The organism is Micromonospora sp. LZ34, assembly GCF_052981855.1.
Genome location: NZ_JBRIQN010000010.1, coordinates 1 through 15,258, shown reverse-complemented (window position 1 = coordinate 15,258; position 15,258 = coordinate 1). Strand labels below are relative to the sequence as shown.

Below are 15,258 nucleotides of genomic sequence, written 5' to 3'. Positions count from 1 at the left end.
CGTCAAGCCTGCCTCGATCCCTGGACTCGGGCAATGCAACAGACCCGCCTGGACTGCGTCCGCTTGTGCATCAGCACTGTCAGGTCGTTGATTTCCTGTCGCAGCCCTTCGAGTTCGCGCCTGTACTTGTCGGCTCGTGCCTGCTCGAAGAAGCCCAGTTTACCGCCGCCGATTCGGGCGCTGCCGGGCAGCGTATGTGCGGCGGTGTTCTGCGCTAGAACTCGCCCGTCCCTGCTGTAGGCATCACCGTCGGGGCCGATCTTGCAGTTTCCCTTCATCAGGTAAAAGGTGACCCTGGCGTCGTTGCCGTCGCCCCCGGCCATGCCCCACCGAGAAGCCCGGTTCATCGTCCGTCGCCTGAGGAGTGACGGAGGAACCGCATGAGTTCCCGCCGGCAAAAGGATCGTTCCAATGAAGTCTGACACTCCCGACCGGACCGTCGTCCGACCGAATGGTGTACAGGACAGTGCCTTCGGTGCCGGTGAGGACCCCGTCCGATTCCTAGGCCCAAACGCCTCGATCCCCGATGATTCTCGGTGCGCGTGTGAAGCCTGACGGATCATTCCTGAATTGGTCCGTCCATACCGCAGCGCCGAGACGTGCTGAAGAGCGCCCGGCCCCGGCCTCGCAATCACGACCCGTGGTCAGTTGCAGCTCCGCGCGAAGTTCGAGCGTACGCCGGGATGCTGCCTGCCTTTGCCGGCTCCGGCGAAATCACGTCCGGCCGGTCGGGCAGTTACTACCCTTGCGGTGTACACGCTTTTTAGCCGCCGTGTGCACGGCGTATGGAGGGGGACCGCCGTGAACGGAACGACCGCCGGCATGACTCGAGACCGAATGGCACTCGCCGAGATCGCACGTATCGCCAACGCGGCGTCGGGGATGCCCGGCGCCACGCACGTGGCGTCGGATGGGGATGCGGCCACCCCTCGACAGAGCTGCCGCATCATGCCGGTGCCCCCGCGGCTGAGGGACAAGGCCGCGCATGTCGCCGTCCGGATCAACCCCGTTAACGCGCCGCTGTGCGAACAACCGGTCGACGGTGCGGTGATCAGCCCACCGCAGCGCCTGGCGCTGCTCGTTACGAAGTACTGGGGCGCCGCGCCGCGCGTGCTGTCGGTAAGCTTCATGGAGTCGACTCCGGCGGACGTGCGGGCGAGGATCATTTCGCACATGAACGCCTGGGGAACGGGGCTCTCTTTCGCGGAGACCGGTGGGACCGGCGAGATACGCATCTCGCGCGAACCTGGTGGCTACTGGTCGTACCTCGGCACCGACAACCTGCTGATACCGCCAGACAAGCCGACGATGAACCTCGAGCGGTTCTCCATGGGCACCTCCGAGGCAGAGTTTCGACGGGTGGTCCGGCATGAGGCGGGGCATGCCATGGGCTTCCCCCATGAGCACATGCGCCGGGAGCTGGTGGAACGGATCGACCGGCAGAAGGCGTACGCGTACTTCCAGGACTGTTGTGGCTGGCCGCCGGAGATGGTCGACCAGCAGGTGCTCACTCCGCTGGAGGAGTCCTCGATCTTCGCTACGCCCCCGGATCAGGACTCGATAATGTGCTATCCGATCCCGGCAGCCATCACCGTGGACGGATTGCCGATCCGCGGCGGAGCGGACCTCAGCTCGTGGGACATCGGGTTGGCCACCGCCGTGTATCCCCCACTGAGTTTGACCCCGCAGGTCCATGCGGCGGCGATGGTGGTCGATTGGGAGCCCGCCAAGGACGTCGCGGTGCCCGTGTGAGCCACCGGCGGGGCACCGCGGGTGCCGAGTAAGGAGCAGCGGGCATGGGCCGATTCATCGACCTACGGCACGGTGTGCCGGGCCAGCCGGGGAGCTTGACCGTCGCGATGGGTGATGTGCTCCGGTTCGCCGCCACCGGCGGCCGGGTCCGCGAAGGCACCTCCGTCGAACTGCTCGGCAGCTACGTGGACAGCACCGTTGGCACGAACGGTGAGGTTCTCACCCCCGCCGGGACGCCCAACGTCGTGCTGTTCCGCAGCACCGCCCCGGGCCGGTCGGTGATCGATGTTGTCACCGGCGACCCGTGGCGGGCACCGGAAACGCAGCAGATTCGGGTCACCGTCGCGGAGTGACGACGGGCTATTGCCGAGCGGGGCACAGCAGCCGGTCGCTGAACTCGCTGCGGCGGCGGTCACCCGGATCCGGTTGTTGAACACGGATTTGCCCCGGTTGTCAGCCCGCGCCGGGATCGAATCACCGGGCAGCTTGTCGAACATGGCCACGTCCCGTGGCTACAGCGTCGCCCGGACGTCGTCGTCCTCGCCGGTGGCGTCGAAGCCGAACTGGACGCCTGGCGCGGCTCCTCGAGGTGGACGACGGTCGGGATGCCGTCGAACAGGCACAGCAGCACCGCCGGGGCGAGGCGTTCCAGGCGCAGCAGCCGCATCCGGCCGGGGGCGTCCTCCGGATGCGGGCCTCGTCACCGCCCGCCGGCTCGATGCTGAACGCCCGCACATGCATCGCGGGCCAGCCGGAGACCACCCCCCACGACAACATGAACACCACGCCCCGCCAGCAGCCGGCCGCGGGGCTTCCTCATCGCGCTACACGCTCACCAGCAGTGACGCCATCATGCTCACACCGAATGACGCGCAACATTGCTCCCGCATTCGTCCACCACGAGCGCGTCGCACCGTCATGCGCCACCGGACACGAGTTGACCGTCCTGCACGATGTGCAGCTTCTTCCCGTCCTTGTAGATGTTCTCCTTTCCGTTTCTCGTCGTGACCTGAGCCATAACCCGGGCGGGCGGCGCACGGCGACCCCACCCACGCCGACGCTGGTCCGGGTTCGCATCCGGAAATCCGGACAGACAGCTCAGGCGGTGCGAAGTGGAGACCACGTCAGCGAAATGAGAGCAGGTCAACCGCCTGGCCCCGCACAGCGAGTTCAAATGTCCGGATTCTTTTGGTGGACCATACTTGACAGCGTTACGGGTCATCGCAGACGGTGTACGCGCTGTTCAGGCGGTGGCAGCGAGCTGGAGTCTGGCAGCAGATCGTGACCGGGGTTGCAGGCCCGCGCTGGTTGCGGAAGTAGACAGCGCTCGGCGCGGTGCCAGCGGGTGTCGGAGAGCTTAAGCGGTTCGCCGGGAGTCCAAGGGCTCGTCGCCGATCGCGCGATGATCTGCCACGACGACCAGCGACACCCCCTGAGCCCGAGCCTGATCGATCAGCTCCTGCGCGATCCGCACGTCCAGCGCCGCGGACCTGACCTTCGACCGCCCCCGCGTCCTTGAGACCAGAATCCGCTGCCGGTGAAGGGCGAATCCGGCCCGGCCGTACACCTGCCGTTTCAGGAACTTGACCATGTGCGGGCGCCTACTATGGGGCCGTTGCTATAGGGCAGGGTCAGCCCGGCGACGACAGCCGGCAAGTCCTTGCGTGCAAGGGCGTGCAGCGCGAACAGGCGTTCGGTCTCGACTGCGGTCATCCAGGCATCGAGGTCGTGGCCGAGACGGCCAGTGTGCAGGACGGCGAACTCGCGGACCCGCCGGGCCAGAGCGGTCAACTGCGGGCATCTGTTGACTGGGTCGTCCAGGTGACTGTCCGAGTAGCCGACCATGTCGATCATGGGGGTGTCCATGCGCGGGCCGAGACGTGGTCCGGTCTGGGCAGCCGAGCTATGGCTACGCCAGCGCCGGCGCAGGTGGCGTACCCGACGCGAACGCCGGATCGAGCGGAGCCTCCGCCGGCGGACGGATCAGCGGCCCGACCACCGGATGAACTGGCGGCATCACCGCGGGCTGCGGTGGGCGATCATCGCCACCGCCACGATCCTCGTGGCGTGGACCATCTACTCGCTGGTGTTGACGGTTCTCAACACCGAGCCCGGCTTCCTTCCGATGTCGCAGTGGTGCGCGGGACAGCCGCCGAGGTCGTACTACTGCGGGCAGGTGGAGGGCTTCGTCAAGGGCCCGCTGGTGCTGGCGCTGGGCCTCGCGGTCTTCCTCTTGTGGCGGTATCTGCGGGTCCGCCGCTGGTACGAGCGGAACGCCCTGCGCAATCGCCGGATGGTGATACCCACCGCCGAACGCGACATCAGCGGCGTCCACGTCGTCGGCCGGGACGAACTGTGCGAACTGATGATCCAACGGCTCCGCGACGAGGACAACCGCCGGCCGCTGCTGCTGGTGGGCGGCATCGGCACCGGCAAGACGGCCACGCTGGTCCGCCTCGCGGAGATGCTGATGGCCACCGACGTCGTACCCATCGGGATCGACCTGCGCACCGTCACGGATTCGGAGAAGCTGAATTTCCACCAGCTCGCCCAGGCACAGTTCGAGCGCACCATCGATACCCAACTGCACGCCGCGGGGGAGGCCGACAAGGTGTGGCGGCGGCTCTGCCTGGAGAACCGCATCGTCGTGCTCGCCGACGGCCTGGAGGAAGTCCTCGCCGACACCGCGCAGCCCGCCGACCGGGACAGCTTGCTGCGGGAGGCCGTCCGGGGCGCGGTCCGCGAGCGTCTCCCCCTGGTGGTCGCGTCGCGCCCCGCCGATCCGCTGCGCGGGCTGGAGGCGCTGCTGCTGCAACTGGAGCCGCTTGCCCAGGGCGCCGCCCTGGAGTACGTGCAGACCCGCAGCCGCCGCTCGGACGCCGGACAGCGATCGGACCGCATCACCGGGCTGGTCAAGGACGCCGACGTCGCCGACTCACCGTTCTATCTGCGCGTCATCGGCCAGCTCTACGGGATCGACCGCCTCGACAGCGTCGAGCCAGCGGGCCAGGGCAGATCCGCACTGCGCTGGAGCCTGCTGGAGGAGTGGTGTGACGCCACCGTCGCCGGGGACCTGTACGAGGACTACGGCATGCCGCCGACCGAACGGTCCGACGCGATCGAGGTGCTCTCCGCGCTGGCCTGCATCGGGTTGCGTGACAACCAGCAGTCGGTGCGCACCACCGCGCTCACCGGCGCCGACGGCGCGCAGGACGCCGGCCGCCAGTGGATCCTGGCCGAACTCCGGGCCCGGTTGCACAAGCTCAGCGCCGACAACCCGCAGGACATCGGGCTCGCCGAGACCACCGGGGACGCGCTCAACATTGTGGTAAAGCGGCAGGACGGGGTGCGCTTCCAGCACGGGGTGATCCAGGCGTACCTCGGCTCGCGCTTCCTCGCCGCCGCCCTGCGCGACGACGCCTTCCTCGAGCGGGCCTTCACCCGCAACCACGGCCCGGGACGGGAGCTGCTATCGGCCCTCACTCTCTACAGCCGCAGCGGCGGGGTGTTCGAACGGCTGGACGGACGGCGGATGCCGCCGTCCGCACGCGGAAAGCTGCACCGCCTCGGTGACGCCGTCCGGCAGACCGTGGGACTCCGCACGGGCGGCCAGGACGCCACGGTCACCCAGAACCGGACGATCTTCCTCGTCCAGCGGCTCTGTGCCGCGGCGACCGGGACACGCAACCGCACCCGGGCCCTGGAGATGTTCGCCGCCGCGCTGGAGATGGACGCCGCCAGCGGGCACACGGTCCACCGAAAACTGGCCGACGCGATCCGCGACGCCTGGCCCAACTACCAGGGGGACGGCTCGGTCACCGACCGCCCCCTCGAAGACGCCAAGATCGCCCTCGTGCACCGGTACGGCGACGCCGCCCGGCAGCTCAGGGACCGGTCGCCGGAGGCCACCGGGCCCCGAGGGCAGCCGCCCGAGCCGCAGTACCGGCAACTGTTCCAGATGATCGCCGACGAGACGTCGTACCTGCCCCGGCTGGCCGCGGCCCGCGAGATCGGCAGCGGCGGCAATGCCGCCGCCCGCGCGCTGCACGACCTGCTCGACGAGCCGCCGCAGACGGCCGACACCCCGGGCCGGGAGCGCCTGGAGGAGCTGCGGACCTGGATCGCGCCGTCGCTGTTCCTCTTCACCGAGGGCGAGCACGCCCCCGGCGAACCGGACTGGCAGGGCGTGGCCCGGGAGACCCTGCGGCACTGGGTGCACCGCCTGGCCACCGACGCCTCGGAGGGGGCCCGCGTCTACGAACTCACGCTCGCACAGGGATTCCGGCTGGCGGCCAACTGCCGCGCCTACCCGGCGCACCGCAGCATCCTGATCGAGGAAGCCGAGAAGGCGCTGCGGCACTCCCATTTCTGGTACTCGCACCTCGTGCTCCTCCAAGCGCTCACCCTGCTGGCCCTACCCCGCGATCCCGGCGAGACGTTGCGCGAGCGGGGTCACGGCTCGGACCCCCGCGGGCTGGTCACCTTCTGGACCTCGATCGCCGGCGGCGGGCACCGCGCCCCGCAGCCCGGCAGCGGCACGGCACACCCGCTCGTCCTCGAGGTCGCCGACCTGTGCGCCGAAGCGCTCACCGACCGCCACCCGGAACGGCACTGCTGGGTGGACGAACGGGAGATCGTCGGACGCGTCGGAGCGGGCAGCCCCCAACCCGGCGTCCGCCGGCTCCAGGACTCCTGGCTCCCACCGTCACACGGCTGGGCCGTCCTGGAACCACGCGCCCAACGGCTGCTGGCCGACGTGATGCTGCTGCTCAACCTCGCCGACCGCGGACAGGACAACGCCGAACGGGCGCGGCGGCTCAGCCGAGCCAGCCGGGCCGAACTGCCCCCATGCCTCACCATCGACCGCAGCGCCATGCGAGTCACCCTCAGCCGCCGCCAGGCCCACGACGTCCAACCCGGCTCCACCTGCATCGACGACTGCCCGTTCCGGCTATGCCCACTGCCGCCCAAGGGAGACGAGCTGCCGTACCAAATGGACGAGGCCTTCTGCGCCCACCAAATCGACCTCATCGGGCACCTGTTCCGCTCGCCCGGGCGGGCGGACTGGCAGGCGGTCAACCGGGAGGACCTACGGACGTTCTGGCGGGAGATGTCCGAGCGGATGGCCCCCGCCTGGCGAAAGTAACCAGGCTGATTCGGCAGCGCCGGATGGCTAGCCGTCGCCTCGGAATGGACATCGTGCCGTTTCACGTCGCTCGCCCGCTCCATGACCGTGCTGAACGAGCGGGCTCGCCAGATCACTGACCGAGTGGCAGCTCGTAGGGCTGCCCATTCTCCTGTTGCCTCGACACTTGATGGCCCGACGTCCACGGCCGATCGGCTGCCCGGCGGTCATCGGAATGCTTCTGTGCGCGCCGTTCGGATCCCTCAGTGACGACGAGGTGTACACCAGCCCTGCTCGTTCTGGATGTACTGAAGGGCATCGGCATCTTTGCCGCATGCTGGATCGCCGGTGGCGCCATCCTCAGATGTTTCGCATGACCGTCTGGGTCCATGTGAGGCGGGTTCAATCAGTGGAGCTGGTTGGGAGCACTTGGGTGCGCTGAACGGGCGTTGAACTGCCTGCCGTTGGGCACCGAACGGCGCCCAACGGCATGCGCCCTGATGCGATGAAGGAGCGAGGCCTCCGCACCTCGTGACTCTCCGGCGGACGCTGGAGGTGCTCACGTCTCACGACGAAGGAGGCCCCTGATGGAAGCGTACGGAGGACAGCAGTTCGTGGGTATCGATCTGCACCGGTGCCGTTCGGTGATCGTGCGGACCACGACGGACGGAGAGCTGTTGGAGAGTGTGCGGATTGTCAACGACCCGGATCGGTTGACCGAGGTCATCGCGCGGGCTGGCGAGGTGCCGGAGGTGGTGCTGGAGGCCACCTACGGCTGGTACTGGGCGGTCGACGCGCTACAGGCCGCCGGCGCCCGGGTGCACCTGGCGCACCCGTTGGGCGTCAAGGCGTTTGCCTACCGGCGGGTGAAGAACGACGTGCGTGACGCCATCGACCTGGCCGACCTGCTGCGCATGGGTCGGCTGCCCGAGGCATGGATAGCTCCGCCTGCCACCCGCGAGCTGCGCGAGCTGGTCCGGCATCGGGCCAAGCTCGTCACACTGCGCAGCCACGCCAAGGCGCAGATCCATGCCGTGCTGGCCAAGTGCGGCATCCAGGTACTGATGAGCGACCTGTTCGCGTGGCCGGCACAGATCTGCTGGGCAGGCTGCAGCTGCCCGCGCCGTACGCGGCCCGTATCGCCTCCCTGCGCCGGCTGATGGAGCTGCTGGACTTCGAGATCGACGTGTTCGCCCGACTGGCCCGCGATCCGGGCTACCGGGCGGTGCAGGCCATCCCGGGCATCGGGCCGATCCTCGGTGCGGTATTCGTCGCGGAGATCGGCGACGTCACGCGGTTCACCACCGCCACCCAGCTGACCAGCTGGGCCGGGCTCACCCCAAAGCATCATGAGTCGGACACGCACGTGCACCGCGGCCGGATCACCAAGCAGGGTTCCCGACTGGTGCGCTGGGCCGCGGTCGAGTCGGTGCAGCTGCTGCCCAAGACCACCACGGTCGGACAGGTCCGTGACCGCATCGCCGCCCGCCGCGGCCGCAACATCGGCGTCGTAGCAGCCGCCCGCCGGCAACTGGAATACGTCTACTACGCGCTGCGCACCCCGACGGCGGCAGGAGCCGCCCAAAATCTGGTCGGCGCGAGGTCGTGCAGGTCATGACCCCCACCCCCGGCGTGGTCGCCCCCTCTGATTGACCCCGCCGACCGGAGCACCGCGCACCCCATCATGCCCGCCCTACCGCAGGCGAAGGGATGACCGGCAGCCCTCCACGGGCCTGCCCACCGCCGGGACACCTCACTCGTCCTGAACCCCGCCTTACGAGCCTCACAGGGCCCGCTGATCCCGCTCACCAGTAGCTCGGCCAGGTAGGCCGTCGACCTCCGCCTCCAACGGGGCGGCCAGCATCCGCGGCTCGCGATCGGCAGACCCTACGGCCAATTGCTGCGCGCCCAGTGCAGCAGGTTCGTCAGAGCGTTGCCGCCGGCGGCAACGTTCTGCCTCGGCTCACCGAAGTTGTCCTCGCATCCGGAGTGGGTGCCGACGACATCGGGTGATCCGTTGAACCACGCGAACACCGGCGCACCGCTCATGCCATCCTCGGTGTCGGCCCGGTACTCCAGCTCGACGCCGGCACCGTCGTTATCATCGTCGATGATCGGGAAGTTCAGGTGCAGCCACGGCCGCTCGCCGCCCTTGTCCCGTGGGTAGCCCGGCAGCGTCCAGACGCTCTGGTCCTCCCAGTCGCTGGTGTATGTCCGGAAGCCGAAAAAGCCGAGGTTGGTGCCGAGTGGAGTGTCTAGACGCATGACCGCCATGTCGTCACCTTGCGAGTGACTGCTGTATCCCTGGGCCGAGGTCACCCATGAGGCCGTCGACGCGCCGAGGATCGAGGCGCCGTCGTAGTAGGCCGGCACGAACAGCGCCTTCCAGTTCGACGAACCCCACGGCACTACGTGACTGGCGGTCAGGATCGTGCGAGCACCAAGGAGAGAGGCCGTGGCCCGCGAGGAATAGTTCGGGAGGGTCGCGTCCTTCCAGACGAAGATCCGGCCGACGAGGGAGAACGGCCAGGAGTTGGGGTAGTACGCCGACCGGTTGTCGACATCGATCACGCATTCCGGGCGCACCCGCGTCCCGTTGCGGCGCACCAGGCGGGGGCGCTCCACGTGGGGGGCCAGGGTCGGCGTGGCGGACATGGCGGTCCAGTCCGGGATATACGACGAAGCGTCGCGCCCCACGCTGTCGTCGGCCTCCCGCATGTCGGCGAGTTCGGACTCGATGGCCTCCGAGGTCACCGGCTCCACAGCCCCTACGACGATACCAAGCACGGTGTCGGGATCGCTGACGGCCACGCGCGCGTCCCGGCCTGTGGTGAATACGGTGGCAGGGTCATCGAGCGCGCCGGCGGACGGCAGACGATCGAAGACGAGATAGTTGCGCCGGTCATTGAGCTCCGCGGGCGCGTCGCCCCGTTGCGGGCGCGACTGCGCGATGATTCGATCCAGCGGGTCGGGTCGATCGTTTGGCATAGCTCTCCTTCAAGCCCTAGCCGGTCGGCGTGGTCATGCGGCCACGGGAGCAACTGGCCGACGATCTCCAACTACTCTCTCGCGATACGAGCAGCGCGCGTAGAGAAATTGGCAATATTGGGCCACTGCTTGCTCAGCCAGGTGATTGTGGCCGCCGACAACCCGGCCGCCGAGCCGGGGAACGACTCCAGCGCCGGCGACAGCCCGACCCCACCGGGACTTGCGGAGAGCCGGATGCGGTGAGAGCCGCACGTCCGGTTTGGGAGGCGGGCCGTAGAAGCGGACCAGTCGAAAGACCGGCACCGCGCTGCGGCCCGACCTCACACGATGAAGGTCCGCGAGCACCTAAGAGTCAACGTCCACGCCCTGATCGCGGTCGGCATCAACGCTGACGGCCAGCGTGAGGTGTTGGGCCTGGCCTGCAAACCCGTGCAGCCGGTACGAGGCACCCTTGACGCTTGCTGGAGGGCGTGCGGAAACGCTCGGCGCCGTATGTTCGGACGCTGGCGGGGCGGGCGGTGGTCTGCTCGGCTCGCCCGGGGGGCACCGTTGCATTGAGCGTTGGCATGATCGAGGCTTAACCGGTGAAGCGGTCCAGGCCTCGTCGTCCCTGGTCGCCGCCGAAGTCGGCGTTCACCGGGATCCGTTTCCCGTCCGAGGTGATCGTCGTCGCGGTCCGCTGGTACCTGCGCTACAACCTCTCCTACCGAGACGTGGAGGAACTCCTGGCTGAACGCGCTGCCGAGGTCGACCACGTCACCGTGTTCCGGTGGGTTCAACCGTGGACACTGCTGCTGGCCGACGCGGCCCGGTTCGCCCGCCACTCGCCCGGTGACCGGTGGTTCGTTGACGAGACCTACGTCAAGGTCAACGGCGTGCGGCGATACGTCTACCGCGCGATGGACCAGCACGGGCAGTTCATCGATGTGCTGATCTCGGCCCGCCGCGATGCCGATGCGGCCCGGCGGTACTTCCGACGGCGGGCGCTGTCGACGGCGAAGATGACACCCAGGGAGGTCGTCACCGACGCCGCCGCGGTCTACCCCGGCGCCCTGGATGAGCTGATCCCGTCCGCGTGGCACCACGTCGAGCAGTACGTCAACGATCCGATCGAGGGCTGATCACAGCCAGCTCAAACATCGGTTGAGGCCGATGTGCGGGCTACGGACGGACACGACGGCACAGGTGATCATCGCCGGAGACGGATTCATGCAGAACCTCCGCAGCGGACGCTACGAACTCGCCGTCGACGCCCCGCCGGCTACACGGGTCGCCGCAGCGTTCACCGAACTCGCCCAGGCGATCTGACCTCGGATCCCGTGACGGGCTCACCACGTCCGCCGATCCACAATGCAACAGCACCACCGACGCTGCCGCGAGGCTTCAGGGAGAGAACCCGACAGGCGCCCCGCAGGTCAAGGAAGCTCAGCCGGCAGATCGTGTGGGCTCACCTGTGCATGGATGAGCGCCGGGGCGGGGGACGCCTTGGCGTTAGCCAGCGCCGAATCCAACCCGGCTGCGGTGTTGACCGACTGGGCGGAGTGGACGCCGAGCGCGTCCGCGAATTTGACGAAATCCCATCGGTTGAGGACGACATAGGGCTTCGGCAGTGCCGCAGGATTGCCAAAATATGCCTTGTCGACGATGAACTGCTCGAAGGCGTAAATGCCGTTGCCGATTACGAGGACGACCGGGTTGCGACGGTGGCGCGCCATCGTGGAGAGCGCCTGCGCGGTCATGTGGAAGCCGCCGTCGCCGCAGATGACGAGCGGCCGCCGGTTAGAGGCGAAGGAGGCGCCGACGGCGGCGGCGACCGAATGCCCGATCGATGCCCACACGGCGCCGCACAGGAACCCATCGCGGCCCTTCACCGGGAGATTCGCAGCCGAGTACACCCCGAGCAACGTGTCGGAAACGACGAGCCAGGAGTCGTCCAGCGCGGCGCCGACCCGGTCGAACACCTGGCGGTAGGTCAAGGCGCCGGTGGCGGGCGGGGGCGCGGCTGGCACCACCCCCGGGGGTACGGGTTTGGGCGGCGCCGTCGCAGCCTCGGAGACGAGCGCCGCCACTAGGGCGCGGAGTTCCGCGTCCTGCTTCGGTCCACCCTTGATCCGCACCGTGCCGTCATACACGGAGACGATTTGGGTGATGCGATTGGTGACCAGCGGCGCGTAGCCGTTCGGGAGTACCGCCCCGAGCATCACCAGCAGGTCCGCCTGCTCGACCGCCTGCTTAACGGACGGGGTCAGTTGCGGCGGGTTGTAGACGCCGATCCAGCCGTTTCCCTGTTCGGGCAGCGTCGACTTGGCGAGCAGCGCGGTCGACCAGCGCACGCCAAGCTTCGCAATCAGGTCGGCGACCTGGTTAGCGAGCCCGTAACGCTGGATTTCGGTGCCGACCAGCACCAGCGGTTTGGTTGCGGCGCGGATCAGCTGGACGATCGTAGCCGCGAGCTGCTGCTCGGTGCCGGCCACGGGGTTGGTGAGCGAGAGCGGTCCGGCCGGCATTGGGCAGGGCTGGGTCCATAGGTCCATGCTGATCTCGACGTAGCTCGGCCGCTTCTTCCGGATCGCGGTCGCGAGCGCGGTGTCGACCGCCGCTGGCACCTGAGTCGTATTGCCGGCCCGCGTCGCGCTCCCAGTGACGAGCCGGTAGGCGTTCAGGTCCGTGTCGGGCTGGCCAATGGAGTGCGAGAAGAGGACGTCGAAGTTCTTGAGGTTGTCGAGGTGCCGGGCGGTCGGGCTGCCGTTGATGACGACGACTGGACTGCGCTCGACGTACGCGCCGGCGATCGCATTGATCATGCTCAACGTGCCGACCCCGTTGGCGACCGAGACCGCGCCGAGCCCCTTCGTGCGCGCGTAGCCGTCGGCGGCGTAGCCAGCTTCGAGATCGCTGGTCGTGACGACCGGCCGCACGCCGCGGGCGGCGGCCGCGTCGAAGAGCGCCGCGCAATACGCTCCGGGTACGCCGAAGAGGGTGTCGACGTGCTGCTCGCTCAGCCGAGTCAGGATGTAGTCGGCGACGGTGAAGGCTATGGTCACGCTCACCTCCGGGCCCGGCGTTCGGGCGAGTCAATCGGGAACAGCATGGCCGGCGTGGTCGGGTCGACCATCCGCGCGTTGCGCGGGTGGTGGACGTGGTGGTCCGGGATCGGGATCGGTGTCGCCTTGCCGAACTGGGCGGCGAGGTAGTGGACGAGCACTTTGCACAACGCCTTGTCCGGTGTCTCGTTGTTGAGGTGCTCTTGGTAGGTGCCGCCGATGACGACGTGGTCGCTGCGTGGGAACATGTACCCGTTCTTGCTGTAGAGGTACTGCAAATTCGGCTGCGGCGGCAGCATGGCGAGCTGTCCTGTGATCGGGACAACCCTTGCGTCGTGCCACAACGTCTGCGCTCCGAGCCCGGTGCAGTTCACGACGATGGTCTGCGCCAACGATGTGACCACCTCCGACCTACTCGCGAACTTCCGCTGCATGAATGTGACGCCGCGCTGCCTGAGATCGCGTTCTAGCCGTCGCAGAAAGATCGGCGGTTCGATCAGCAGTGTCTGATATCTGTATCCGGCTTGGGTGTGGTGCTCGAACGGCAGCCGCTCCAGAAATTCCCGGCGTGGCAGCAGTCCAGGCACGAGCCGCATCACTACCTCGAGGTTCTCCGCGGGGATGGGGCTGTAGTTGGGCCGTTCGGCGACGCCGAAGCCGTTGTCGATGCTGCTCCTGAAGGTCGTGTACGAGGTGTTGAGAATGTCCTTGAGCTCCTGCTCCTTACCGGCGTATGCCACGATGGACAGGGCCCATTGGCCGCCGGCCTTGGATGACGTCGTCTCGAGCGGCATGCGGTCCGCATAGATCGTGACTCCAAGGCCCAGGTCGAGCAGCAGCGTCGCGGCAGTCAAGCCCATGACGCCGGCGCCGAGTACCGCGACTTCCGTGTCGTGCGAGGCGGCGATACGGCGCTGCACGATCTCTTTTACTTTGGCGGCGCAGCCCCAACTCAGCGTGATGCCCGCACCACCGTGGCCGTAGTTGTGCACGATCAGCTTGCCGGACGCCGTCTCGGCGTCAAGCCGATAGGAGCCGGAGCGGTAGGGCCGCACCCCGGCGATGCATGCACCCGACGCATCTGCGTCGAAGGTGAAGGTTGGTGTCGGCAGATTGGGGACTGTCGACATTTGGCCTCCGCATCGATCGCGCAACACGCTTGAGTTGCTCGTGCAGCAACCTACGTAACTCGCTTCACGAGCTCTCCGGGATAAGAGTCTGCCTCTTGCCGCGTGGTTCGGCGTCCAGACTCACATAAGTGAGCCATATTCATCGCGAGTAGCGGTGTCTTCGGTGGCTTGGAGAACAAGGATGGAGCCGACACCGTACGCTCGTGGTGGACGGCCGAGCGGCAACCCAAGGGGCAGCGGTTGCAGCGGATCATTCGCCCCCAGTTCCGTAGCGCCTCGTGATGCACGCCCAGCTGCTCCGCCAGCCTGCGGATCACCGGGTTCGTTCGACTCCCGGTACAGGCGCACTGCGCCGGCAGGCAGATCGTCCGGGTCCTTCTTCGGCGCTGCCACAGATGACTTCTCTCCATGGCCTTCAGACCATGATCAGAAGCCTCCGCGAAAGCGGGGGCAGCTCAGAGCGGATAGCCCCGCCTGACGGAAGTAACCAGGCTGATTCGGCAGCGCCGGATGGCTCGCCGTCGCTGGCATATACGCACACGCCCCCACCCTGCCGGACAGGCCGGTGTGTACCCAACGTCTACCGGGCGGCAGCAACTTCCCATGAACAAAGCAGACCGGACAGTGCCGTCAGCGTCTGAGAGCGACGGCGAAGCGTAATAGCGGTTCAGAATTGCGGATTATGTGCGCTGTCGCAGCGCCGCCGACTTCTCAGGCGAGGAAAACCCTCGAGGTGAGGCCAGCATGGAGATGCTGGTCGACCCGCCGGGGCACGTGCGGCTGCCGATCAACGAAAACGAGACCGCGCAGTGTCCATCGAACCTCTCACGGGCCGGCTGGTCGCCTGGTCACATACGACACGGGATGGCGATGGCCTCTTCCCTAAGGGACGTCTCGCAACTCGGTGAAGGCGTTGCCCGGCGCCGGGCTGGCCGTCAACCCGCGAGGGCGATGTTGTGCAGGTTGGCAACACCGGAAGCGGCGGCGGTCAATGTGCTGGCTGCGCGCCGGTAATCGCGCAGGATCTTGAAGCACTTTAGCCTCGATCATTCGCGGGGTTGACGTGTTGGTACGACCCGTCTGATTTCATCGTTGTGAGTCGATGCTGGTCGTGGGTGGATGTGGTGGTGGGCCGGCTGTCGCGCCGGGTGAGCGTGGGTCTCCTGGGGTCCTCCGGTCGTTGGGTCGGGGCTGATCGGTGTCAGCCGGGGGCGGGGAT

The 15,258-nt window shown here is 67.8% G+C and carries 12 protein-coding genes and 2 pseudogenes; 8 read left to right on the top strand and 6 right to left on the bottom strand.

Going from position 1 to position 15,258, the window contains the following annotated elements; translation table 11 throughout:
• Positions 1-2: 2 nt before the first annotated feature.
• Positions 3-323 (bottom strand): hypothetical protein, encoded by a 321-nt coding sequence (locus tag ACVCAH_RS13295; RefSeq protein WP_447136413.1) that lies wholly within the window; start codon positions 321-323, stop codon positions 3-5.
• A gap of 478 nt (positions 324-801) precedes the next feature.
• Between ACVCAH_RS13295 and ACVCAH_RS13290 the strand changes: the two genes are divergently transcribed.
• Both ACVCAH_RS13290 and ACVCAH_RS13285 read left to right on the top strand, forming a co-directional pair.
• Positions 802-1,752, top strand: coding sequence for a hypothetical protein (locus ACVCAH_RS13290; protein ID WP_447136412.1), 951 nt, complete (start codon positions 802-804; stop codon positions 1,750-1,752).
• A gap of 44 nt (positions 1,753-1,796) precedes the next feature.
• On the top strand, positions 1,797-2,105 hold the full coding sequence (locus ACVCAH_RS13285) for a hypothetical protein (protein ID WP_447136411.1): 309 nt from the start codon (positions 1,797-1,799) through the stop codon (positions 2,103-2,105).
• 1,004 nt (positions 2,106-3,109) lie between these two features.
• Here ACVCAH_RS13285 and ACVCAH_RS13280 read toward each other — a convergent pair.
• Together ACVCAH_RS13280 and ACVCAH_RS13275 are read right to left on the bottom strand one after the other, a co-directional pair.
• Positions 3,110-3,343, bottom strand: coding sequence for a hypothetical protein (locus ACVCAH_RS13280; RefSeq protein WP_447136410.1), 234 nt, complete (start codon positions 3,341-3,343; stop codon positions 3,110-3,112).
• A complete protein-coding gene (locus tag ACVCAH_RS13275; RefSeq protein WP_447136409.1) occupies positions 3,328-3,606 on the bottom strand; it encodes a hypothetical protein in 279 nt (92 codons plus the stop codon). The genes ACVCAH_RS13280 and ACVCAH_RS13275 overlap by 16 nt, the downstream gene beginning before the upstream one ends.
• Before the next feature lie 148 nt (positions 3,607-3,754).
• Here ACVCAH_RS13275 and ACVCAH_RS13270 point away from each other — a divergent pair, with 148 nt between their 5' ends.
• The 3 genes from ACVCAH_RS13270 to ACVCAH_RS13260 all read left to right on the top strand — a co-directional run bounded on the left by ACVCAH_RS13270 (position 3,755) and on the right by ACVCAH_RS13260 (position 8,495).
• Positions 3,755-6,898, top strand: a complete 3,144-nt coding sequence (locus tag ACVCAH_RS13270; protein WP_447136408.1) for an NACHT domain-containing protein — start codon at positions 3,755-3,757, stop codon at positions 6,896-6,898.
• Positions 6,899-7,464: 566 nt separating this feature from the next.
• A complete protein-coding gene (locus tag ACVCAH_RS13265) occupies positions 7,465-8,037 on the top strand; it encodes an IS110 family transposase (RefSeq protein WP_447136407.1) in 573 nt (190 codons plus the stop codon).
• A complete protein-coding gene (locus tag ACVCAH_RS13260; RefSeq protein ID WP_447136406.1) occupies positions 8,037-8,495 on the top strand; it encodes a transposase in 459 nt (152 codons plus the stop codon). The genes ACVCAH_RS13265 and ACVCAH_RS13260 overlap by 1 nt, the downstream gene beginning before the upstream one ends.
• Positions 8,496-8,764: 269 nt before the next feature.
• Here ACVCAH_RS13260 and ACVCAH_RS13255 read toward each other — a convergent pair whose 3' ends face one another.
• A complete protein-coding gene (locus ACVCAH_RS13255; RefSeq protein WP_447136405.1) occupies positions 8,765-9,865 on the bottom strand; it encodes a trypsin-like serine peptidase in 1,101 nt (366 codons plus the stop codon).
• A gap of 327 nt (positions 9,866-10,192) precedes the next feature.
• Here ACVCAH_RS13255 and ACVCAH_RS13250 point away from each other — a divergent pair.
• Both ACVCAH_RS13250 and ACVCAH_RS13245 read left to right on the top strand, forming a co-directional pair.
• A pseudogene (locus ACVCAH_RS13250) lies at positions 10,193-10,282 on the top strand (transposase); the annotation flags it as partial.
• A gap of 167 nt (positions 10,283-10,449) precedes the next feature.
• Positions 10,450-11,173 (top strand): annotated as a pseudogene (locus tag ACVCAH_RS13245) (IS6 family transposase).
• A 107-nt stretch (positions 11,174-11,280) separates the two neighbouring features.
• Here the strand turns inward: ACVCAH_RS13245 and ACVCAH_RS13240 are convergent.
• Positions 11,281-12,909 (bottom strand): thiamine pyrophosphate-binding protein, encoded by a 1,629-nt coding sequence (locus ACVCAH_RS13240; protein WP_447136404.1) that lies wholly within the window; start codon positions 12,907-12,909, stop codon positions 11,281-11,283.
• Between the two features lie 2 nt (positions 12,910-12,911).
• Positions 12,912-14,039 (bottom strand): FAD-dependent oxidoreductase, encoded by a 1,128-nt coding sequence (locus ACVCAH_RS13235; protein ID WP_447136403.1) that lies wholly within the window; start codon positions 14,037-14,039, stop codon positions 12,912-12,914.
• A 744-nt stretch (positions 14,040-14,783) separates the two neighbouring features.
• On the opposite strand from ACVCAH_RS13235, the gene ACVCAH_RS13230 reads away from it, so the two are divergent.
• Positions 14,784-15,053 (top strand): hypothetical protein, encoded by a 270-nt coding sequence (locus ACVCAH_RS13230; protein WP_447136402.1) that lies wholly within the window; start codon positions 14,784-14,786, stop codon positions 15,051-15,053.
• Positions 15,054-15,258 lie beyond the last annotated feature (205 nt).